Raw genomic sequence first — 22827 nt, 5'->3', positions numbered from 1 at the left:
TCATTGTGGATCGGTCGCCATGGCGGCGACCGGTGTCGAATGACTAGGCGTGGGCAGCCGGTGCGGCGTTCTTCGACGCGACCAGACGGCTGATGGCCATGCGCACGTCGTCCGGGGAATCGAACTTCTGTTCGTCCAGATCGATGACGTGAAACTTCACGGCGATAAACTTCAGGCGGTCCTTATCAGGCACCACGATGCCGACCGGCTCGCCGGCGAATTCAATAACTTGCTTCTGCATGACAGACTCCCGCATTGGCTGCATGGTCTGCAGCTCAAAACGAATGATAATTTTCAGGAACGGAAAGAACCGGAAGCGTTACATTCGACAGCACGGAAGGGAGCAACGATCCGTGCCATTCATTTTAAGCGCATACCGACGGAAGGCGGTGACGCAAACAGTATCGACCATGTCACTCTCCTTCTCTTGAGTTGCGCGGTCAGGTGGGAATCAATCCCGACTGGCATGCAACGTATCCGAAGACAGCTGCATGATCAACGAAATCTTTTATACGCAGAATATTTTTCTGCCTGATGACAGGATGAAGGCGAGATTGTGAAATTTCATTCGCAATTTCGCCGGTTCGTCCCAGCCCGGCTTAAGTAGGTACTACGAGCTTCCAAGCAAGAGCCGAGGCGTCAAAAAGCTCATTCGTACAAAATCCCGAGCGCATGACGCAGGTGCGCGAGGTAGCGCGCCACGCTTTTCTCACTGATGCAGAGTGGCGGTGCGATCAGCAGCGTAGACGGTCCGGCATCGCCGTGGATGGCGCCATCGTTGAGGCGATCACGCAAATCAGGTGATTCTCCCGAAAGTTGCATCGTCCAGAGCAGACCGGATCCCTTCAGGCCGACGGTGTCGCGTGCGCGCTCTGCGATGTCCCGAAGCCCATCTGACAGGATCGGGGCAGACAGGGCTGCATTTTCCCGCAAGCCTTCATTCAGGAAGACCTTGAGCGCCGCCAGCGCCGTCGAGACGGCGACCGGGGAAACCGGCTTGGCGAGCTCCTCGAGCAGCTCTTGGAATTCCGCTGTGCAGAAGACGGCCACTAGTTCGCCGCCATCGCAGCTTCCGGCCATGACGAAGTCGTACGACACGCCATCACCTTCGGCGGCCCACATGACATCTACCAGCCGTCCATAACCGGTTCGCCTCTCATCGAGAGCGACGAGGTTCCTCCTTCGCGGGCCGCGGCGATGCGCGCTGCAAGCTCCGTCTCGCCTGGGATCGGTTCGATGATCACCGTGGACATATCACCCGGCGCAGTTTCCTGTTCGACCGCACCATTATCAGATGTCTCGTCTGCTTGCGGCTCGTCATCGTCGTCTTCCGCGACCTTTTCAGCGGGCTTTGCCTCGGCAAGCGTTGTCATTGCAGCGATGGCCGATTGCGCATCGGCAAAAAGGACAACGTGATCGAGACCCGGCGGTGCGATCCTGGCGAGTGCCTGCTTCAAGGCTTCGATGTCTGCCTGGCCTTCATGGGTCGTGGAAATCAGCAGATGCTGGCGATAGGAGGCGATGGCGACATCCGGATGGCCGTGCCCGATCAGCGGTGCGCTGCCAGTGACATCGAGCAGGCTTTTGCCTGTCTCGTCGAAGAAGAATTCCCGCCAGGCTCTCGCTATCCGATTAGGACTTGCCGGCGGTGCATCGCAATCCATTCCGAGCAGGCCTGACGGTGATGGTGCCAGATGCCGCCAGACCGGCGCTTCGGACGGTCGGCAGAACAGCGGTGGCGGCGTATCGAGATCACGCGAAAGCCTGAGTCTCAGTCCACCGACTGCGTTCTCTTCACCCGCCACCACCCCGATCGCTTCTCCAGCCTCTATCTCCGTTCCTTCCGCGGCCTCGCCGCTCAAGCCTTCGATGAAGAGAGCAATGCCTTTGCCGCGCAAGGAAAACAGCGAGGATGTGACCCTCGCGACGCCGGTAAATGGTGCGACGACACGCGTGCCTGCCGGCAGGCAGATATCTATGTGAAGCGCGAACGTCTCTTTTTCTGACTCGTCTTCTATGCCGGTGCGTGAGAGCCGGTATTCTCCATAACGCGTGCTGCCCATGCCCGTATCCCAGGCTACGCGGGCAAGCAGCTTCCAGTCGCTGTCCGGATCGGTCCAGTTGCCGTCATAGAAGAGCGGGCTCGCCACGCCGAGGTCGACCAGCCTGATCCGGTCGGCATCGATATCCGGCAGCATCTGCCCAAGTTCGCGCGGATTGAGTTGCAGGCCGCATGCGTCCACGATCGATGCGTGCATGAAGGCGGCGGAGACCGCACCGGCGGCACTAAGCAGACCGCGTCGCTCCGTGGCATGTTCGGCGGCGGTTTCATCATGCGGCGCGACTGCATGCCGGTTCTCGGCGATTGCGGCGAGCAATGCCAGCTGAGCGATCACCAGTGGCCACAGTGCTTCCGCCTCTCCTGCATTGAGCGGGTTGAGGGCATTGTAAGCGGCAACGGCCGGCAATATCGCGAATGGATCGCCTTCGACGCCATTGGAGCCAAGGATGCGGGCACAGGCCTTGGCAAGTGCTGCCACATACCAGTGCCGGGACAGGCCGCCGATATCGGAAATTCCCGTCGGCGCCCATTCCAGGCCGTCTCCCTCCCCGACAAGCTTGTCCAGCGCCAGATCCGGCACGGTCAGGCCGACGCGAAAGGCCGGAGACAAGGGGTGCACACGTCGAAGGGCCGAGACCATGGCTCGGGCGATCATGTCGCGTGCCTCCTGGTCGTGCACCTCGGAGAGAAGCGACACCGCTTGCGGGCCTGCCTTGCGCAGATCGTCCTCGCGGTCGCCGCCGGTGCCGGCGGCATCGAAATCTTCCAGGCTTTTTCGAGGCCTGCCACCAGCGATCCGAGGGCGGCGCTGGCCTGCGGAGACAATGGGCCGGAGATCGGCGGCGCGTCGCCCTCAAGCGCCGTCAGCAGTCGCAGCAGCTTTGCCTGGCCATCGATCGGTGCAGTGACGATGTCTTCGCCATCCTTGGTCGCCACGGGTTCGGGAACGGCCGGACCATCGGGATCTCGGATGATGTGTCGCATTGCTTCATGCTGCAGCCGAAGCTCCGCCTCGTCCTGCGGCGGCCTGACTTCCAGGAGGTAGCGGAGGTGGCCATTATCGACCAGGAAAGCCGTACCGTCCTCGTCGCCGACGGGAAAGACCTGGCCGGAAAGTCCCCAGTGGTCCCGCAGCAATTCGTTGATCCGGTCCAGCGCATCATTGCTGACGGAGTCATAGGGCACTTCAGGCTCAGGCGCGGCGTCTGACATCCTACTCTCCGGGACAAGCTCCCGAAAGAGGATAGCGCGCTATAACGCCGCGTCCATAGGGCTTTTCAGCCCTGACGCATGTTCATCAGCCCATACGCTCGGAGGCGTAGGATCCGGGGCTCGGCGGGAAGACCACCGTGCGGTTGCCGTTGATGAAGGTGCGGTGATGAATATGGGCGTGAATGGCGCGGGCGAGGACCTGGCTTTCCACGTCGCGACCCAGCGAAACATAGTCGTCCGGCGACTGGGCGTGGGTAATGCGGGCGACGTCCTGCTCGATGATCGGGCCTTCGTCCAGATCGGCGGTGACGTAATGCGCCGTCGCACCGATCAGCTTCACACCCCGCTGATAGGCCTGTTTGTAGGGGTTGGCGCCCTTGAAGGACGGCAGGAAGGAATGGTGGATGTTGATGATCTTGCCCGACATCTTGGCACAGAGCTGGTCGGAGAGAACCTGCATGTAGCGGGCGAGAACGACCAGCTCGGTGCCGCTCGATTCCACGACTTCCATCAGCTGTGCTTCGGCTTGCGGCTTGTTCTCCTTCGTCACCTTGATGTGGTGGAAGGGAATGTCGTTGTTCACGACGAGCTTCTGGTAGTCGAAATGGTTGGAGACGACACCGACGATATCGATCGGCAGCGCGCCGATTTTCCAGCGATAGAGAAGGTCGTTCAGGCAGTGACCGAAGCGGGACACCATCAGCAGCACCTTCATCCGGTCGGCGCTGTCGAACACGTCCCATTCCATGCCGAACTTTTCCGCAACCGGGGCAAAGCCTGTCATGATCGCGTCACGGTCCACGCCCTCTTCGGAAATGAAGCTGACGCGCATGAAGAACTTGCCGGTATCGAGATCGTCGAACTGGGAGCTGTCGATGATGTTGCAGCCCTTCTCGGCCAGAAAGCCGGAAATGGCAGCGACGATGCCTCGCGTCGATCTGCACGATACGGTCAAGACATAGCTCTTCATTCACTTACCCCTGCGCTGCGTTGCAGCATTGACCTATATGCAAACACGACACGATTGAAGCCCGCAGACGCGGGAAGAGCGATTTTCAAACCGTGTTCGATCCTTGTTTCCGTCTCGTCGTCTGCTGGAGCGTTACATTATGCGATGCCAGCCGAAACTCCGTTCCGGTTGCGTCTTTTGCCTGCGCATCGCCGTCGCCGCCTGAATGCCGCAGGGGTCGATGCGGCTGCAATCATTAAACTTCGAGCCATGATGGTAATGCGGCGCAGGTGACTTTGGGCTAGTCTAATTTAGCTGATTCTCATCGGCCGGATTCCGACAATGAATAGTCATGAAAGTCCCCATATGCCTGATGGGAACCCGCCACAGCGGGCGGCTCAGCCATTAGCCTTTTCGGATACGATCGGTCTGTTCATGCCGGCCGGCGCCGCAGAAGCGCCTGCTCGGCTTGCGGTTCTTTTCGCCAGCCCGTGGGGATTGGAAGAGTTGTCGATGCGAAAGCTCTGGCGGGTCACTGCCGAAAAGCTCGCCGGGCATGGAATTCCCAGTCTCCGCTTCGACTATCCAGGCACGGGCGATGCGCTCGATCCTCAGGACGGGGATAACGGCCTTGCGACATGGGTCGAAAGCCTCGTCGGCGCTGCGGAAAAACTCAAGGTCCTTTCAGGCTGCGGCCGCATCGCAATCATCGCCGAGGGTCTAGGCTGCGTCATCGCCGCGAAGGCTGCGGCGTCGATCGAGGGAGTGGAGGCAATGGCGTTCCTCGCACCGGTCGTGTCGGGCCGCATGCATCTTCGCGAGCTTGCCCTATGGTCCAGCGTTGTCGACGACAATCTTGGCCTTGCTCCCCATCAGCGCAGCCAGTCCGGCGTCTCGATCGGATCGCTCATCATGCCCACCGGCGTTGCCGACGAATTGCGCCGCATCAACCTGATGACGCTGGACGTGCCGCCTGCGAGCCGTATCTTGGTTGCGTCACGGCCCGAGCGGCCGTCCGACGGAGAGTTCGCTGCGCGGCTCGGTGCCATCGGCGCGGATGTCAGCGAATGCGGCTTTAATGGCTATCAGGCGCTTGTCGCCAATCCGACCACGTCCGTTCTGCCGCTGGCACTGGTGGAAGAGGTTGTCACCTGGATCTCCGCGCTGCCTGTCGCGCCACATCCGGCTGTTCCCATGGAGGCCGCAGAGGTCGGCCAGTTGACTGGTCGGGGTTTCGTCGAAACTCCGGTTCGTTTCGGTGGATCGGATCATCTCGTCGGCATCCTCTGCGAGCCTTCGGAGGAACGCCAAAACGGCACGGCCGTGCTATTCCTCACCTCGGCTTATGATCGGCATTCCGGCTGGGGCCGAAGCACGGTCGGCATGGCACGGCAGCTTGCCCGTTCCGGCATTGTCTCGCTGCGCTTCGATACTGCCGGTGTTGCCGATAGCCCCCGGTCGCCAGTCGTCCGGCGCAGGTCCTCTACCATGACAGCCAGATCGCTGACGTCTCCGATGCCCTGGACTTTCTGCAATCGCGCCATTTCGGCCGCATCTGCGTTTCCGGCCGCTGCAGCGGTGCCTATCTGGCTTTCCGCGCCGCGTTGCAGGACGAGCGGATCGCCGGCGTTGTCGCCGTCAACCCGGCGGTGTTTCGCTGGCAGCCGGGGCGGTCGGTGGATGACGCGGTCGTCAACGGCACCCGCAGTCTCGAAGATTACGGGCGGCGTGCTTTCAACGCGGGTACGTTGAAACGCATTCTTTCCGGCCAGGTGGATCTTGCGGCGGCAATCTCGAATATCGCAGGTGGGATGAGCCAACGCCTGACCCGCGGTGTGCTGCATTTCGCGCGCTTCGCTCTGCCGGAAGGTCGGGAAATCCTTCAGGTCTTCGAGATTCTCTATCGCCGCCGGATGCCGCTCACCATCCTCTACAGCGACGGCGATCTCGGGCTTGAGCAGTACAGCTATTATTTCGGCCGCGACGGGCGTTCTCATGCCCAGTGGGAGAACGTTTCAGTCACCATCATCCCCGAAGCCGATCACAACCTGACGCCACCGGAGGCGGGGCAGATATACCTTGATGCCGTATTGCAGATGGCAACCCGTCTCGCTGCGGAGGCGTCAAGCTCAGAAGATAACGGGTTTGCCGCCGGCGAGTGATCGAACGGTGCCTGTTGGCTGCCCAGCGGTCGTCTCGGTGTTCGGCTCAAGCCGGATACGCCTGGCGCCCGGCGCCAGATGGAACCAGTTGTCCGAAGGTCGAAAGCCTTCCACTTGAATGCTGACCGATTGGGTGAGTACGTCGGTCGACACTTCGAGCCACCAGCCATCAGCGTCCTGATCGATTCCTGCGGCGAGCTGTGCCCCATGGATCGCGTTGTCGCGCCCGAGAGGGAAGTGAAACGCCTCGGCAATGACCTTGCCGGTATCGGCTTCGATCAGCCGAGCCACCACGACATCGTGGGAGGGTGGGCCGAAGCGATAAGCATAGTTCGTGTCGAAGAAGGCGCCGAAAAGGTCGGTGCAGGCAATGGTCTCATTGCTTCGTGGCGCGAGCGCAAGATCTCGTCGACCGGAAACGACGGGCATTTTCCCATCACGCAGGCAGGAAACCTCCAGCGTCAGCGCACGGGTTTCGGCAGTCTCGTTGAGGATATGCACGTCGAGCCCGTTCGTGCCCTCATCGGCGAACAGCACCTGAACCGGGCGAAACGCTCTCTTCAGTGCAAACCAGGCGGGCTTCGGCCTGCCGTCCACGCCGACCACGCCCCAGCCGGGGCCTCGCATGACATCCTGCAAGGTAAATGCCAGAGCGCCATTGCATGAGGAGCCGGGCCTGCGCCATTCCGCGAAGGCGGTTTCCATCACCTCGCCTGTTACAGCGCGAGCCAGTGTCAGATAGCGCTCGAAATCGTTCTTTCGCAGCGCCTTCGCAGCGGCGCCATAGAGAACGCCGAGATAGTGGTCGCGGACATCCTCGAAATCCCAGTCGGCACCGGCATCGCGCGGGATGCCGGACTTTCCGCCGTCCAGAGTTTCGGTCTCCGACAGGTTGGAGAAGGCGAGGCACTCGGCGGCGAAGCGAATGTTCGCGCGACGCGCATCGTCGAGCGGCCGCAGATAGGCGCCGACGCCGTAATAATGGGCCACGCCGGCATTCGGATAGAATGGCAAGGCTCCGCCCGACGGCGAATTTTCCGCATAGGGAAGGTCCGGACGCTGTTCCGCCACCAGCCCGGGCAGGATCTCGGTGCAGAGCGGCCCTTTCCAGATCCGTTCGGGCAGGCCCAGCATCGCGCCCTGCTGCCAGATCTCGCTGGCGCCGCAGACGATTGCCAGCGATGGATTGGCCGATGTTCTCGCCAGAAACTGATCGACTTCCGATTTCACGTGAATCACGAAATCCGGGTCGGCGGCCGGATAGTCGAAATTGGCGAACATCAGGTCCTGCCAGACCAGCAGACCCATCTCGTCGCACAGCGCGAAGAAATCCCGGCTCTCATAGATGCCGATGCCCGGAACGCGGATCATGTTCATCCCCGCCTCCTTCGCCAGCCGCAGCCACGGCTCATAGCTCGCCCGGTTGCCCGGCAGACGGACGATATCGGCCGAGGTCCAGACCGCGCCGCGGCAGAAGACCTTCTCGCCGTTGACCAAAACAGCGAAGTCGTTGCCATCGGCGCCGCGATCCACCTCGACGCTGCGAAAGCCTGTGCGGGCAAGCGGCATGTCTCTGCCGTCGATACGCAGCGTGACCTCATGGAGCACGGCCTCTCCGTGGGTATGCGGCCACCAGGGCTTTATGCCAGGCAGGTGCAGTTCGGCCGAATAGAGCCCATCGGAAAAACCGAAGGCCGTCTCCCGGCCATCGCATACGAGGGAAAATCCGTAGCCCTGCTCCTCGGCGGCAAAGCTGATCTTGAGAACACCGTCTCCATTTCCGGCCAGTGATGCGGAAAGCCGGAAATCTCTAGGCTTGCTGATGGAAGCGGGGATCGTGCCCCATCCAATCTCCCCCTTGTGGGGGAGATGCCCGGCAGGGCAGAGGGGGTGTCGCAGCAAACTCATCGTCCGCCGAATGCGTTGATCCACCCCCTCTGTCACCTCCGGTGACATCTCCCCCGCAAGGGGGAGAGGGGGCCTGTACCGCTCACCACTGAAACCGGCCGCCAAGGCCCTACCGCCTGCACTTCCGGGCACCATCCGGGCATGAACCCCAATGTCGTGGTGCGGATCAGACGAAGTCCCTGATTGTTCATCAGCCGCGGCCGCCAGCGGGCGCGGGGGCGGTCTTTTCCAGATGCGGTTTCAATGCGCGAAAGCAGATGGAAAGGGTCTCTTCGCCCGTCAGCTCCACATCAACATCATGGCTTTCAAACATGCTCGACGAAGACAGGATCAGCCGCTCGTCGAGAAAGACATCGGCGATCGTCGCCAATCCCGCAAAGCGCAGGATCGCCTGCCCCGACGTGACGTCACCGAGCGAACGCCGATACCAGGCATCCTTGTCGATCAGCGGCTCGGGGTTGTCGCGGTCGAAGTGTCCTGCCGCTTCCAGCGCGGCGGCCACGGTGCCCGGCACGATTGCCGGCAAGGTCTCGCAATCGGACGGGATGTCATTGGGCAGCCCATAGGCGTCGGGCTTCGTCATCAGCAACGACCAGCCGTCCACAAGGTCGCCAGCCATGAAACGGGGCAAAGTCGTCACGCCGCCTCGCGCTTCCGGTCGAGCGTCCGGGCCAGATCGGCCATCAGCGCGTCCCAGGCGTCCACCGCCGGATCGAGCGCCGTCTTCAGCGGCTCGAACTTCTTGCGGGTCACCGCACGGGCGAGCTGGAACTGGGTGGATTTCGCCACTTCCGAGATTTTCAACGCCCGGGCCTGTGCGTCGGGAAAATTCCCGCCATTCAGCCATTCGAGATGGCTCGCCAGAAGCTCGAAATTGGCGCCGACCTGGCGCAGCGTGTTGAAGGCGTATTTGTGGAAGAAGCTGAAATCCCGCTCCGCCACGCGCTCCACCTGCGCCGGGAAGACCTCCGCGAAGGTACGGATCGGATTGGCCTCCGGCCGCCGGGCGAAGTGATGGCGCAGCAGTTTCCAGGCGGCTTCGCGCAGATCCTTCTCGGCCGGATGGGCTGTCGGGAATTTTGCAAATTCCGTGTAGGGCAGGAAAGGCAGGGCGTCAGGCCCGGCATTCATCTGGAACAGGCCGTCGAAATCCTCACCGGCCAGATGAAAGAAGCCACCGTTATGGAAATAATCCAGTTCCCGCGCTTGGAGATCCAGCCGGTTGATCGCGACGGTGGTCTTGCCGTGTTCGGTCCGGTAGGTCAGGCCGCGGGTGTCGGGCAGGTAATAGCTGTCGAGTTCCAGCAGCGACAGCCGGCCGCGGCCGATCTGCTCGATCACATGCTCTTCCGGGCGGTCGAAGATCGCAAGCTCGGTGACGCGGATGCCGTAGAGCGTTTCGAGGTCCTCCAGCGGCACCTTGAAGAAGGTGAACTGGTCGCCCTCGAAATCCTGGGTCAGGGTGAAGCCCAGCATCGCTTCCGGCGCCAGGCCTTGCGCCGCCAGCACCTCGATCCACAGGTCGACATAGCAGTTGGTCTCCGGCCACATCCGCTCGGCGGAATGTAGCGGGTGCGGCTGGTAGCTTGCGGGATCGAGCGCGGGAAAGACCTTCATCGGCTTAGCCCCAGAGGGTGGCGCGAACCTCTGCCGGCCAGGCCTTGGTGTCGAGCCCATGGGTGTGGAACAGCGCCAGCGCGATGCGCTCCAGGCCGAAGCCGACGCAGGCGGTATGCGCCACGCTGCCGTCTTCCAGGTTCAGGCCCCATTTCAGGCCGAATGAATCCTGGTGGTAGTTGAAGCTCATGCAGGCGGTCGGATTGGTGGTCGAGGTGATCGGGATCAACAGCTCGAATTTCAGATTCTGGTCGCGCTGGTTGTTGACCATCATCTTGCCGGCGCGGCCGAAGAACGGGTCGTTGGCGATGTCGATCGTTACGTCCAGCCCGACCGACTTCATCATCTCGACGCCGCGGTCCATCCACGTCTGGCGGAAATCGGTGACGTGCTGTTCGGTGCCCATGCAGACATATTCACGCATGCGGAACAGCTGCTGGCGGGCCGGGTCCTTGGAGGGCTCGTGGCGGAAGCAGTAGCTCTGCAGGTCGTAGAGCGCGCCCTCGGCAGAAATCTTGCCGCGGCGGGCAATGGTCGGGTAGAGCGGGTAGCAGGCGGCAGGCGTCAGCACGATGTCGGTGGCTTCCTGGCCCTTGGTCCAGTCTTCCTCGCCGACTTCCATGCACTTGATCAGGCTCATGTGGTCGAGCTCGCTGCCGCAGAAGGAATGCACGGTGCCGGCAAGCTGCGGAAAGCTCTTCATGTAGCCGCTCTTTTCGAAGAACTCGCGATTCATGCCCGGCGGAAAGCGCATGGCTTCGGCGCCATCGGCGCCGCCGACGCGGTCGATCAGCCTTTCGAAAGCGGCGATCACCTCTTCGAATTCGCCGCCGCGGCCGTAAAGGCCGTCGACGCCTGTGTCGATCAGAAGCCTTGCTTCGAACAGACGGTCGAGGAAGGAGATTTGCATATCCATGGCGTTATCCCGTTCGTTCATTGCTTGGCCTCAACCCAGAAGGCTGGTGTCCGGTTTCTGTATCATCAGCATGGTCGACGTGTTGCCGAGAATGCGGTCGTTGGAAATCATCAGCTGGGCGGAATGGGCGTCGCGCAGATGCCGGCCGAGGCTGTAGGGCGTGCCGTTCTTGTAGCCCATGATGCCGCAGATGATCATCGCCTGGTTGATGATGGTGAGGATCATCTCGGAAGAGGCGAGCTTGACGTTGTTCATGGCGATCGAAAACGCCATGGAGGACAGCTGGTCCGGATCGGACCGGGCATCCTCGTAGGCCTTGAGGCCGGAAAGAACATTGCCCTTCAGGAGCTGCAGCAGCGTCGAAGCTTCGGCTAGGCGGATGGCGCCGGGTGGCGTCGCGCCGCCAGACTTGCGGGCGGCGGCCCTGACGAAGGCCTGGGCGCGCAACACCGCATCGGCGGCGATGCCGTACCAGACGGCGCTCCAGAGAAGATGCGAGGTCGCCAGCATCGATTGCGCCGCGATCTCGGCAAAGGGTTTCGGAAAGATCTGGGCGGCCGGAGCCTCGCCCTTGAAGAGAAAGCCGTCGGAGCAGGTGCCGCGCATGCCGAGCGTGTCCCAGTCGACCGTCTTGTCCAGAGTGTACTGGCCGCGTTTGAACACGGTCATGACCTGATCGCCGGGAGCGGCATCCGCATGGGCGCGCGATGTCACCATGATCGCGTCGGCATGGGCGCCATAGGAAATGACGGTCGCGTCCTTCGTCAGGCGGCAAACATCACCGTCGATCTCGATGGCGCATATGGAATTGCGCATATTGCCGCCGATACCGCCTTCGGTCGTTGCCGAACCGACCAGCAACTGGCGGCCCGTGACTTCGCGCATGAAGTCGCCATGCCAGGCGCTTTCCTGGCCGTGCTCGACAAGGCTCGAAACCTTGATCTGGTGCATGGCGAACACCATCGCGCTCGATGCGCAGGCTTGACCCAGAATGGAGCAGACCTCGGCAATCTCCGACAGCGTCACGCCTTCGCCACCGAAGGCGGAGGGGATCTGGATGCCGAGCAGGCGCTCGGTCTTCATCGCCTCGAGTGCCTCGCGGGGAAAGCGTCCCTCGCGGTCTACCCGATCGGCAAATTCCGCCGCGACTGCCGCCGCGCGTTTCGCGCGTGCGGAAAGCGTCAGGTCGGCTGCAACGGCGGCGAGGTTCATCAGGCTGCCTCGTTGGCTTTCAGGATCTGGGTGACCGTCGCCTCGATCGCCGAAATGCTGGCGAAAGACTTGCGGTTCAGGAGGCTGTCGGGAAACTCGATGTCGAACTGTTCCTCGATGGCCAGCATCAGCTGCACCGATGCGAAGGAAGATAGGCCTGCGGCATAGAGGTCCGCGCCGTCTTCAAGATCGGTTACCGGCACGGGCAGCCCGCCCACTTTCGCCAAAAGTCCGCGAATGGTCTCGTTCATCTCGACATCTCCGAATTTCCAGGAACGGCTGCGCTTATCTGCTGCGCACTGATTTACGTTGGAAAGCATAAATTTGTGAAAAAGAACATGCTAAAATTAAAGCTGCGGGATTCCTTCGAATTTTAGGCAATCGATCTCGCCGGATCTTTTTTGCTACCATTCCATCCCCCTCGTCCGGACCTGTGCCTACAATCTCCTCGCTTCCGTCGCCGGAGTGTTTCGCGAGACGTTCGCGGGCAGGCGGGAGCCGGCGCTTTCGTCCGAACCGTAACGTGCGGCAAAGGCGGAAGGGGTGAAACTCATGGGAAGCGCGGCGTCAGACCCCGAGCTTTCCTATCAAGCCTCCCCCGGCAGCCATGCCGGGTTCGGTTGAGCCGTCCAAGTGTGGGAAACCACGTGCAGCGAGGCGAGAGGATCACCCGTAGGGACCGGAAGTCCCGAAAAGACGCCGAAGGCCACGCATATGCGGAGCCACATTACTTTAATTCCCTGAGGCCCCGCATATGCGTGCGCTTCTCCGGATCGGGTTTTGAAAGCCACGGCAGCGATGCGCGGGGCGAGATTAGTGCGTCTGGTGACGATCCCTCACCAACAAAATCTATGACTTAGCTGAAGCTAAGATCATGATTTTGTAACCTCTCCCACAAGGGGAGAGGACTGGTCGGCGAAGCCGACGAAACGATCCAGTGAATCGTTTCGAAGAACGAACGCCTTGAGCCAAAGCGAAAGGCCGGTCGGTAAAGCGCCGCGGGTGGGGCACTGGTATCTCTCCCCTGTGGAGAGAAAGCGATTTCAACATCTTAGCGTCAGCTAAGTGTTAGAAATCGCAAGTGAGGATACTTTCGGCCACGGCTTCACTTCGGGGGATATTCATGCTCCCCGCCGCGAAAATCGTTAACGGAATAGCAGCCGCCTTCGCCGCGTATCGCGCTTTCGCCGATCACCGCCTTGCCGTGACCGCCGGGGATATCCAGAACATAGGTCGGCTGGCAAAGACCGGAAATGGTGCCCCGCAGGGCCGAGACGATCCTTTGGCCTTCCTCGATATCCATGCGGAAATGGCCGGTTCCTGGAGCCAGATCGGGATGATGGAGATAGTAGGGCTTCACCCGTGTCTCAACGAATGCCTTCATCAGATCGCCGAGTACCACGGGGTCGTCATTGACACCCTTCAACAGCACCGTCTGGCTCACCATTGGAAAGCCGGCATCGACCAGTCTTGCGCAGGCGGCACGGGCATCGACCGTCATCTCGTTCGGATGGTTGGCATGCAGCGCGATGTAGATCGTCTTGCCGCTCTCCTTCAGTGCCGCGATCAGCGCCTCGTCGATGCGGTGGGGCTCCGCCACCGGAACGCGGGTGTGAAAGCGGATGATCTTCACATGCTCGATCGCGGCCAGTCCGCGCATAATCTCGGTCAGCCGGCGTGGCGAGAGCACGAGCGGATCGCCGCCGGTGAGGATCACTTCCCAGATTTCCGAGTGCCCGCGAATATAAGAGAGCGCTTCGGCCAGTTCGTCGGGTGCCAGCGTGCCGTCACCCTGCGGGCCGACCATTTCGCGGCGGAAGCAGAAGCGGCAATAGACAGGGCATATGTGAACGGCCTTCAACAGAACCCGGTCGGGATAGCGATGGACGATGCCCTTGACCGGGCTGTGGGCAGCGTCGCCGATCGGGTCCGCCCGTTCCTCCGGCGTGGTCACCAGTTCCGCCGCATCCGGCACGAATTGCCGGGCGATCGGATCGGCGGGGTCGTCGCGGTCGATCAGCGAGAGCACTGTCGGCGTCAGCGCGATCGCATAGCGGTCGGCGACCGCGCGGATCGCATCCAGCCGTTCGGATGCGACAAGCCCTGCAGCTTCGAGCTCCTGCGGTGTCTTCAATGACCGGGCAGCACTCACGGCAGAACCTCCGCCACCGGCGCCCACATCACCTGGTCGATGCGGGTTGCACCCGTCGCCAGCATGGCAAGCCGATCGAAGCCGAGGGCGGCGCCGCTTGCCTCGGGCATGATCGAAAGGGCTGCGAGAAAATCCTCGTCGATCGGATAGGTCTCGCCGTAGATCCGTGTCTTCTCCGCCATTTCATGCTCGAAACGGCGGCGCTGCTCGCCGGCATCGGTGAGTTCGCCGAAGGCGTTGGCGAGTTCGACGCCGCAGGCATAAAGCTCGAAGCGCTCGGCAACCCGCGGATCACGGGCGGATGGTCTCGCAAGCGCTGCCTCGCAGACCGGGTATTCGCACAGAACCGTCGCACGGTTGCGGCCGAGATGCGGCTCGATCTTTTCGACCAGAACCTTGCTGAACAGGTCGGCCCATGTATCGTCCTCGGCGACGCGCATGCCGGCATCGCGAACACCTGCGGCGAGATGGTCGCGGTCGGTTTCGCCGGACGCCGAGACCGAGGAGAGGAGGTCGATACCTGCGAAGCGGTCGAAGGCTGCGGCGAGCGTCAGTCGCTCCGGCTCGGCAAAGGGGTCGACCTCCATGCCGCGGAAGGAGAAGCGCTTCGTGCCGGTCGTCTCGGCTGCGAGCATCAGCATCTCGGCGCAATCGGTCATCAGCTGTTCGTAGCCTTCACCGACGCGGTACCATTCCAGCATGGTGAATTCCGGATGGTGCAGCGGCCCGCGCTCGCGGTTGCGATAGACATGGGCAAAGGTGAAGATGCGGCTCTCGCCGGCAGCCAACAGCTTCTTGGCGGCGAATTCAGGCGATGTGTGCAGGTAGAGCGGCGCTGCCTGTCCGTCGATCGTCAGCGCCTCGGTCGCGAAGGCATGCAGATGCGTTTCGTTGCCGGGCGAAACCTGCAATGTCGCGGTATCGACCTCGATGAAATCGCGGTTGGCGAAATAGTCGCGCAGCGCTGCCTGTACCCTGTTGCGGCCGATCAGAAACGGCCGACGGTCGGCATGCGCATCCGGCTGCCACCAGGCGGTTTGGGCGGTGTGTTGTCGCGAGAGGCTCATAAGCGGCTTTCTTCGCCTTGTCGGCCACAGCCAAGGGGCTGGCTATTTGACGGATTTTGCGTTAGTTGCGCCGGCAAGGAAACCTGAAAAGCATCTCTACGGCATTTCGCCAGTCCTCTACGACGTGGCCGGCCGAGTTACAAGGAAGTCTTATGGTCAAGGTCATCGCCTCTTCCGTCCGCAAGGGCAACGTCATCGATGTAGACGGCAAGCTCTACGTCGTCCTCACCGCTGAAAACTTTCACCCGGGCAAGGGTACGCCGGTTACCCAGGTCAACATGCGTCGCATCGTCGACGGCGTGAAGGTGTCGGAACGCTGGCGCACGACGGAACAGGTCGAGCGTGCCTTCGTCGAGGACGTCAACCACCAGTTCCTCTATGAAGACGGCGAAGGCTTCCACTTCATGAACCCGGAGACCTACGACCAGGTCGTCGTTGACGTCGACACGATGGGCGATCAGAAGGCCTATCTGCAGGAAGGCATGGTCTGCATCCTGTCCATGCATGAAGGCGTCGCCCTTGCCCTGCAGCTGCCGCGCCACGTGACGCTTGAAATCACCGAGACCGAGCCGGTCGTGAAGGGTCAGACGGCGTCTTCTTCCTACAAGCCGGCCATGCTGTCGAACGGCATCCGCACCGCGGTACCGCCGCATATCGATGCCGGCACCCGCGTCGTCATCGCCACGGAAGACAATTCCTACGTCGAGCGCGCCAAGAACTGACGAATTTTTGCCGAGGCATCGTCCCCGGCCTTTATGGTGGCATTAAAAAACCTCCGAGGCGAAAGCATCGGAGGTTTTCTTGTTTTTAGGTAGTGGAAAAGAAATGGCCGGCGAACCGGCCATCCTTGTATCAGTCCTTGACGACCTTGGCAGACGCGACCTGATTGGTCGGTGCCGAGCCGACTGCGTAGCCGCTGCCGATCGCGACGTTGAGCGATACATAGTCGCGGGCCATCTGCTGCACGGCTGCGGCAAGGTTGCCCTGCGCGGTCGATACTTCGCGCTGGGCATCGAGAACGTCGAGCAGCGAGGACGCACCGTCACGATAGCTTGCGGTCGCCAGCTGGAGGGCTTCTTCGTAGGATCGAACCGTCGCACGGAGCGCCGATACGGTGCGGCCGTCGCGAGCGACTGCAGCGAGAGCGTTCTCGACCTCCTCAACACCGTCAAGCACCGTCTGCTTCCAGAACAGATAGGCTTCGCGTGCGGCCGATTCGGACGACTTGACGCCGGCCTTCAATGCGCCGCCGTCGAAGATCGGCAGCGATACGGAAGGACCGAAGGACCACGAAAGCAGCCCGCTCTCGGTGCCGAGCGTCCGAGTGTAGGACGGAGTAATCGTGCCGCCTAATGTGATTGCCGGATAAAGCTGGGCTTCGGCAACGCCGATCCGTGCCGTTGCCGCTGCAAGCTGGCGCTCGGCAGCGCGGACGTCCGGACGGTTGCGGATCAGGTCGGCCGGAACACCGGATTTGGGGCTGAAGCGTGCGACCGGCTGGCGGGCACCACGCTGAAGTTCCGGGATCAGCGAGGATGCCGGCAAGCCGAGCAGGGTTGCGATGCGATGGGCGGAAACCCGGAAATTGGTTTCCAGACCCGGCAGTTCCGAAAGCGTCGAATTGACGAGACCTTCAGCCTGAACCACGTCGAGACGAGAGGCCGCCCCGGCTTCGAGCTGAAGCTTGGTCAGGTTCAACGTTTCGCGACGCGAGATCGAGGTTCTGGCGGGCGATGGCAAGGCGCTCCTGGTAGAAGCGCACGTCGATATAGGCAGCTGTCAGCGCCGAAAGGAGCGACATGCGGGCAACGTCAACGCTGGCGTAGCTGGCATCGAGGTCGGCAAGGGCTGCTTCCTTGCTGCGGCGGTAGAGGCCGAACAGGTCAAGGAACCAGGACGCAGTGGCGCTGCCATTGGCCGAGGTCTGCTCGGCGAGAGTGGTTGCGCCGGGGCTAGCCGGTCCGCCGATGTCCCGGGCACCGCTGCGTTCACCCTGAGCGCCGACGTCGAGCGAGGGGAGGCCGCCTGCACCGGCAGTGATCACGGCGGCCTGGGCCTGGTTGATGCGTTCGAGCGCCTGGAGAACGTCGAGGTTCTGCTTCAAGCCCTGTTCGACATAACCATTGAGGCGCGAGTCGGAGAATGCCGTCCACCATGGCTGGACAGCGACGTCGGCGTTGCTCGCGGAAGAGCCCTCAGCAAACTTGGACGGCAGAGAAATCTGCGGCGGTGTGTGGTCCGGGCCGAGCGTACAGCTGGACAGCAGGAGCAGGACGAGAGGAGCGGTTAAGCGTTTGGATGTCATATCTTTGTCCCAGGGCCCTTAACTGAATGCGCTTCGCTTAAAGCAAAGCCGTCTTGACTGGAGCCGCCGACGAGATCAGAGCCGGCGGAAAAATCTAGTATCGTTCAGATTAACGATTTCACACTGTCTTCTCTCGTTTTTCACGGTTTGATAACCGCCTGACGACAACAAAAAAGGATGGAACGAAGAAAATTCCGAGCAGTGTTGCAGAAAGCATACCACCTAGGACGCCTATGCCGATTGCGTTCTGCGCTGCGGAACCCGCTCCAGTCGCAATCGCAAGCGGCACGACACCGAGGATGAAAGCCAGCGAAGTCATGATAATCGGTCGCAATCGGAGGCGCGCAGCCTCCAATGTTGCCTCGATCATGCCCTTGCCTGCCTCCTGCCTGTCCTTGGCGAATTCGACGATCAGGATCGCGTTCTTCGCCGCAAGACCGATCGTCGTCAGCAGACCGACCTTGAAGTAGACATCGTTCGACTGGCCAAGGAAATAGGCCGCAGCCAAGGCCCCGAGCACGCCGATCGGCACCGCAAGGATAACCGAGAAGGGGATCGACCAGCTCTCATAGAGGGCCGCGAGGCAAAGGAAGACGATCAGAACCGACAGCGCATAGAGCATCGGAGCTTGCGAACCGGAAAGCCGTTCCTGATAGGAAATGCCCTGCCACGCAACCGTGTAGCCGCCCGGAAGTTCGGCCACCAGTCGTTCCATCTCGTTCATCGCGTCGCCGGTGCTGACACCGGGTTTGGTTGCGCCGTCGAGCGAGATCGCGCTGGTGCCGTTGTAGCGGGCAAGCTGCGGCGTGCCGGTTACCCAGTTGAGCGTGCTGAAGGCCGAGAAGGGGACCATCTCGCCATCGCCGTTGCGGGCATACCAGTATTTGATGTCATCCGGCTGCATGCGGTAAGGCGCATCGCCCTGGACATAGACCGGCTTCAGCTCGTTGTTGAGCGTGAAGTCGTTGACATCGCGGCCAGCGAAGATCGTTGCCAGCATTGAATTGACGGCAGCGAGATCGACCCCCATCGCTCCCAGCTTTTCCTGATCGAGCAGGATCTTCATCTGGGTTTCGCTGCGCTGGTTGTTGGTGCGCAGCGAACTGATCAATGGGTTGGTCGCGCTTTCGCTGATCAGCTGCTGGGAAACCTGGGTCAGCGCGGCATTCCCGTTATTGCCGCTATCGACCAGATACATGGAGAAGCCGCTGGAATTGCCGAGACCCTGGATTGCCGGCGGCAGAAGCGCGAAGACCTGTGCGTCGCGCAGAGTCAGGAAATGCCCCTGAGCCCGTTGCAGGATCTCGGGCGCCGACTGGCCGGCCCCTCGCGCTCGGAAAAGTCGCGCAGCTTGGTGAAGACGATGGCATTGTTCTGGCCGCTGCCGCTGAAACTGAAGCCCAGCGCGCCGAAGACGGCGTCGACATTGTCCTTTTCCTGCTCGAGGAAATAGGATCTCGACCTTCTTCAGGGCGTCTTCGGTGCGCGCGCTGGTCGAACCGACCGGCGTCTGGATGATCGTCATCAGCACGCCCTGGTCTTCCTGCGGCAGGAAGGAACTTGGCAGGCGGGTGAACAGAAGCCCGCAGCCTCCGACGATCAGCGCGAAGAGAATCATGACCCGAAGCGGGCGTTTCAGCAGATAGCCGATCGTGCCGACATAACCGTGCGTCGTGCGGTCGAAGCCGCGGTTGAACCAGGCACCGAGGCCGCGCTTCTTCTTGGAATGGTCTATCGGCTTCAGCATGGTGGCGCAGAGCGCCGGCGTCAGCACGATGGCGACGACGGCGGATAGAAGCATGGCGGAAACGATCGTCACCGAGAACTGACGATAGATGATGCCGGTCGAGCCGCCGAAGAAGGCCATGGGGATGAAGACGGCGGTCAGAACCAGCGCGATGCCGATGATCGCACCGGTGATTTCGTGCATCGACTTCTCGGTTGCCTCGACGGGTGACAGCCCCTCTTCATCCATGATGCGCTCGACATTCTCGACGACGACGATCGCGTCATCGACGAGAAGGCCGATCGCGAGCACCATGGCGAACATGGTGAGCGTGTTGATCGAGTAGCCGGTTATCGCAAGTATGCCGAATGTGCCGAGGAGCACGACAGGCACGGCAATCATCGGGATGAAAGTGGCGCGCAGGTTCTGCAGGAAGACGAGCAGGACGACGAAGACGAGCACGATCGCCTCGATCAGCGTGTGGACTACCTTTTCGATCGACAGTTCCACGAAGGGCGTCGTGTCATAGGGATAAGTGATCTCGACGCCGTCGGGCAGGATCTGCGCGACGCGGTCGAGTTCACCCTTGACGCGGGCTGCCGTATCAAGCGCGTTGGCGCCAGTCGCGAGGTTGACGGCGAAACCAGCCGCCGGCTTTGTGTCGAAACGGGAGCCGCCACCGTAGGATTCCTGGCCGATTTCGACGCGGGCAACGTCGCTCAGCCGGACGGTCGCGCCGTCCTGTTCGACCTTAAGAATGATGCGCTCGAATTCGTCGACGGTGGTCAACTGGCTCTGGGCGGTCATGGTGACCGTCAGCTGCTGACCTTCCTGAACGGGCTGGGCGCCTAGAGAGCCCACGGAAACCTGGGTGTTCTGTGCTTCGATCGCGCTCGTCACATCGGCTGCGGTCAACTGATATTTCTGCAGCTTGAACGGATCGAGCCAGACGCGCATGGCATAGCCGGAACCGAAGACGTTGATGCTGCCGACGCCCTCGAGGCGCTGCACCTGATCTTCGATCGAGGTGGCAAAGATGTCGCCGAGATCGACCGAGCTGCGCTTGCCGTCTTCCGACACCAGCGCGCCGACCATTAGAATACTCGAGGTGGAGCGGGTGACCGAGATACCCTGCTGTTGCACGACATCGGGCAATTGGGACTGGACGAGCTGCAGCTTGTTCTGCACCTGAACCTGGGCAATATCCGGCATGATGCTGTTGCCGAAGGTCAACGTCACGCTGGCGCTGCCGGTGGAGGATGACGAGGTCATGTAGGTCAGGTCGTCAAGGCCGGTCATGCCGTCCTCGATGATGCTCGTCACCGATTTCTCGACGGTTTCGGCGCTTGCACCATTATAGGTGGCCGAAATCCGCACCGTCGTCGGGGCGATGTCGGGATATTGGGAGATCGACAGCGTGGTGATCGCGAGCGCACCGCCCAGCATGATCACGATTGCGATGACCCAGGCGAAAACCGGTCGCCGAATGAAGAAATGCGCCATTTCGAAATTCCTTGCCGCGTTCGGGCTTTCCGTCTCGGAAGATTTGGCCTTTGCGGGAGATTGGGCCGTTGCGGGAGATCAGGGCTTGGGCGTATCGACCTTGGGCTGTTCGACCACGAGGCCCTGATCGTCGACCGTGGCTTCGACCGGAGCAATGGCTGCGCCCTCGGCAATCCACTGGAAGCCATCGACGATGAGACGGTCGCCATCGGCGATCCCGTCGGTGACCAGCCAATTGTTGCCCGATGCCTTGCTGGTGGTGAATGTGCGGGTCTCGACCTTGTTGTCGGCCGAGACGAATTTCGCCGATAATTCACCACGGGCATTGCGGGTGCCGGCGCGCTGAGGGATGAGATAGCCATCCTCGGTGCCGACGGTCACCGTCGCACGGACATACATGCCGGGCAGGATGATGCTGTCCGGATTGTCGAAGATCGCCCGGATCTGGTAGGTACCGGTCGTCTCGCTGACAGCGAGCTCAGCCATGTTGACCTTGCCGGTGCGATCATATTTCGTCCCGTCTTCCAGCGTCAGAGCAATGTCGGCCGTACCCGGATTGCCATGCAGGCGGCCAGAGGCGATCGCCGAGCGCAGTTCCAGAAGATTGGTGCTCGAATCGATCAGGTCGATATAGATCGGATCGATATTGCGCAGCGTCGTCAGCGCATCAGTCTGATTGGCGGTGACGATATTGCCGATGCTGAACTTGGAGATCGTGGTGACACCATTGAAGGGCGCGCGGATTTTCGTCAGATCGAGATCGATCTGGGCAGCGTTGAGCGCCGCCTTGGCCGACTGCACATCGGCTTCCGCCTGCAGCAGGGTTACCTTGGCATTCTCATATTCGATCTGGGTCGCGCCGCTGTTGACCAGCCGTTCGTAACGGGTGAGGTTCGCCTGGGCGGCAGGAATGCTGACCTCGGCCTTCTGCAGCGCAGCCTGTGCCTGCGCCACGGTTGCCGCATAGGTGTCGTCTTCGATCTGATAGAGAACGTCGCCGGCCTTGACCTCGCTTCCTCCTTGAAGGTGATCTCGCTGATTGCGCCGGTGACCCGCGGCCTGATCTCGGCCGTCTGGAAGGCAACAGCGCGTCCCGGCAGGACGTTTGTGATCGGCCGCTCGGCCTTTTTCATGACAACGACGCTGACGGGCGAGGCGGGCTTCTGCTGGCCGGCGGCATTTCCGCCGCCCGCAGCATTCTGCTGGCCGGAATCGCTGCAGGCCGACAATGCGGTCGCGAGAAGAAGAGTGAGAACCAATTGGCGACGGATCATGGTGTTTCCCGGGGACGAATTGCGTTCGCCGCCCGGCCTCAAGCGCGTGGCGGCGGCGAAGTTAACCCGCAGGATGCGGGCGGAACTGGGGCAGAGGCGGAAATGAAGTCCGAAACGCCGCTTGCAAAGTGACGTAATTCAAAAACCGTCACTTTGCAAGCGGGCTTTGAAGTGCTGCATTGGCGAGCGCGACGAGGCCATCCAGGCGCTCGTCGATCTCGGCCTGGCTCTCATGGGCAAGGAAGACGGGATGGAGGACGCTGGCAAAGGATGCCGCGACATGGCGGCTCGTCGCCCGGCAGTCGGCGCAGTGGTAGACGCCTGCCTCGACACCATCCTGGACGAGACGGAAGAACAGGTCTTCGATGAGCTGCCTGTAGTGGTGGCCGCTTTCGAACTCGGTCTTCGCCACGAGAAAGATGATTTCGAGAAAGTATGAATTCTGCCGGATGTCTTCCAGATGGGCCTGCATTAGCCGGCGCACGACGAGCCCCAGTTTTTCGGGTGGCGGCGCCGGCGCATCGAGCGTGTCGAAGCGGCCGATCATATGGGTGATATGGCGGTCGCAGATGGCATCGACGAGCGCGGTCTTGGAGTGGAAGTGCTTGAACACGTTTGCCGGCGACATGCCGAGCGCCTGGGCGATATCCGCAATCGATGACTTCGAAATTCCCCGTTCACGAAACAGGGTCTCGGCAGTCTTCAGGATATCCTCGCGCGTTTCCTCGGCTTTGCGACGCGGTCTTCGCACTTTGCCTCCTT

The 22827-nt window shown here is 61.5% G+C and carries 18 protein-coding genes and 2 pseudogenes; 3 read left to right on the top strand and 17 right to left on the bottom strand.

Annotated elements, in window-relative coordinates:
• Nucleotides 1-43: 43 nt before the first annotated feature.
• The 5 genes from N7E02_RS14495 to purU form a co-directional block, all read right to left on the bottom strand.
• On the bottom strand, nt 44-241 hold the full coding sequence (locus N7E02_RS14495) for a hypothetical protein (RefSeq protein WP_286582741.1): 198 nt from the start codon (nt 239-241) through the stop codon (nt 44-46).
• Between the two features lie 407 nt (nt 242-648).
• On the bottom strand, nt 649-1122 hold the full coding sequence (locus N7E02_RS14490) for an aminotransferase class III-fold pyridoxal phosphate-dependent enzyme (protein WP_286582739.1): 474 nt from the start codon (nt 1120-1122) through the stop codon (nt 649-651).
• A 5-nt stretch (nt 1123-1127) separates the two neighbouring features.
• Entirely contained in the window at nt 1128-2717 is a 1590-nt protein-coding gene (locus N7E02_RS14485; protein ID WP_286582738.1) for a hypothetical protein, read from the bottom strand.
• Nucleotides 2714-3274, bottom strand: a complete 561-nt coding sequence (locus N7E02_RS14480) for a hypothetical protein (protein WP_286582737.1) — start codon at nt 3272-3274, stop codon at nt 2714-2716. The genes N7E02_RS14485 and N7E02_RS14480 overlap by 4 nt, the downstream gene beginning before the upstream one ends.
• Nucleotides 3275-3359: 85 nt before the next feature.
• On the bottom strand, nt 3360-4244 hold the full coding sequence (gene purU, locus N7E02_RS14475) for a formyltetrahydrofolate deformylase (protein ID WP_286582736.1): 885 nt from the start codon (nt 4242-4244) through the stop codon (nt 3360-3362).
• Between the two features lie 345 nt (nt 4245-4589).
• On the opposite strand from purU, the gene N7E02_RS14470 reads away from it, so the two are divergent.
• Entirely contained in the window at nt 4590-5975 is a 1386-nt protein-coding gene (locus N7E02_RS14470; RefSeq protein WP_286582735.1) for an alpha/beta hydrolase, read from the top strand.
• A complete protein-coding gene (locus N7E02_RS14465) occupies nt 5972-6385 on the top strand; it encodes a hypothetical protein (protein ID WP_286582734.1) in 414 nt (137 codons plus the stop codon). Before N7E02_RS14470 ends, N7E02_RS14465 begins: the two co-directional genes overlap by 4 nt.
• Here N7E02_RS14465 and N7E02_RS14460 read toward each other — a convergent pair.
• From N7E02_RS14460 to epmA, 8 genes are all read right to left on the bottom strand, one after another.
• The gene (locus N7E02_RS14460) at nt 6353-8287 is read right to left on the bottom strand and encodes a glycoside hydrolase family 2 protein (RefSeq protein ID WP_286582733.1); all 1935 of its coding nucleotides are present in this window, start codon (nt 8285-8287) and stop codon (nt 6353-6355) included. The two genes, N7E02_RS14465 and N7E02_RS14460, sit on opposite strands and share 33 nt — an antisense overlap.
• A gap of 196 nt (nt 8288-8483) precedes the next feature.
• A complete protein-coding gene (locus N7E02_RS30205; protein WP_286582732.1) occupies nt 8484-8933 on the bottom strand; it encodes a glycosyl hydrolase 2 galactose-binding domain-containing protein in 450 nt (149 codons plus the stop codon).
• The gene (locus N7E02_RS14450) at nt 8930-9910 is read right to left on the bottom strand and encodes a DUF1839 family protein (protein WP_286582731.1); all 981 of its coding nucleotides are present in this window, start codon (nt 9908-9910) and stop codon (nt 8930-8932) included. The genes N7E02_RS30205 and N7E02_RS14450 overlap by 4 nt, the downstream gene beginning before the upstream one ends.
• A gap of 4 nt (nt 9911-9914) precedes the next feature.
• Complete coding sequence (locus N7E02_RS14445) at nt 9915-10826, bottom strand: amino acid--[acyl-carrier-protein] ligase (RefSeq protein WP_286582729.1); 912 nt, start codon at nt 10824-10826, stop codon at nt 9915-9917.
• A 30-nt stretch (nt 10827-10856) separates the two neighbouring features.
• Nucleotides 10857-12038 carry an acyl-CoA dehydrogenase family protein gene (locus tag N7E02_RS14440; RefSeq protein WP_286582727.1) on the bottom strand — a complete coding sequence of 394 codons (1182 nt, stop codon included), beginning with the start codon at nt 12036-12038 and terminating at the stop codon, nt 10857-10859.
• Nucleotides 12038-12289 carry an acyl carrier protein gene (locus tag N7E02_RS14435; protein ID WP_286582725.1) on the bottom strand — a complete coding sequence of 84 codons (252 nt, stop codon included), beginning with the start codon at nt 12287-12289 and terminating at the stop codon, nt 12038-12040. The genes N7E02_RS14440 and N7E02_RS14435 overlap by 1 nt, the downstream gene beginning before the upstream one ends.
• A gap of 854 nt (nt 12290-13143) precedes the next feature.
• Entirely contained in the window at nt 13144-14190 is a 1047-nt protein-coding gene (locus N7E02_RS14430) for a lysine-2,3-aminomutase-like protein (protein ID WP_286582724.1), read from the bottom strand.
• Nucleotides 14187-15257, bottom strand: a complete 1071-nt coding sequence (gene epmA, locus N7E02_RS14425) for an EF-P lysine aminoacylase EpmA (protein WP_286582723.1) — start codon at nt 15255-15257, stop codon at nt 14187-14189. The genes N7E02_RS14430 and epmA overlap by 4 nt, the downstream gene beginning before the upstream one ends.
• A gap of 152 nt (nt 15258-15409) precedes the next feature.
• On the opposite strand from epmA, the gene efp reads away from it, so the two are divergent.
• Nucleotides 15410-15979, top strand: a complete 570-nt coding sequence (gene efp, locus N7E02_RS14420) for an elongation factor P (protein WP_286582722.1) — start codon at nt 15410-15412, stop codon at nt 15977-15979.
• Nucleotides 15980-16109: 130 nt separating this feature from the next.
• On the opposite strand, the pseudogene N7E02_RS14415 reads toward efp, so the two are convergent.
• From N7E02_RS14415 to N7E02_RS14395, 4 genes and pseudogenes are all read right to left on the bottom strand, one after another.
• Nucleotides 16110-17562 (bottom strand): annotated as a pseudogene (locus N7E02_RS14415) (efflux transporter outer membrane subunit).
• Nucleotides 17563-17680: 118 nt separating this feature from the next.
• Nucleotides 17681-20791, bottom strand: a complete 3111-nt coding sequence (locus N7E02_RS14410; RefSeq protein ID WP_286582720.1) for an efflux RND transporter permease subunit — start codon at nt 20789-20791, stop codon at nt 17681-17683.
• Nucleotides 20792-20869: 78 nt separating this feature from the next.
• A pseudogene (locus tag N7E02_RS14405) lies at nt 20870-22065 on the bottom strand (efflux RND transporter periplasmic adaptor subunit).
• Between the two features lie 148 nt (nt 22066-22213).
• A complete protein-coding gene (locus N7E02_RS14395) occupies nt 22214-22816 on the bottom strand; it encodes a TetR family transcriptional regulator (RefSeq protein ID WP_286582719.1) in 603 nt (200 codons plus the stop codon).
• Between the last annotated feature and the right edge of the window lie 11 nt (nt 22817-22827).

This window comes from Terrirhizobium terrae (assembly GCF_030323265.1).
In the GTDB taxonomy this organism is placed as follows: domain Bacteria; phylum Pseudomonadota; class Alphaproteobacteria; order Rhizobiales; family Rhizobiaceae; genus Neorhizobium.
The sequence above is the reverse complement of the archived record's forward strand: the minus strand, read 5'-3'. Positions and strand labels throughout refer to the sequence as shown.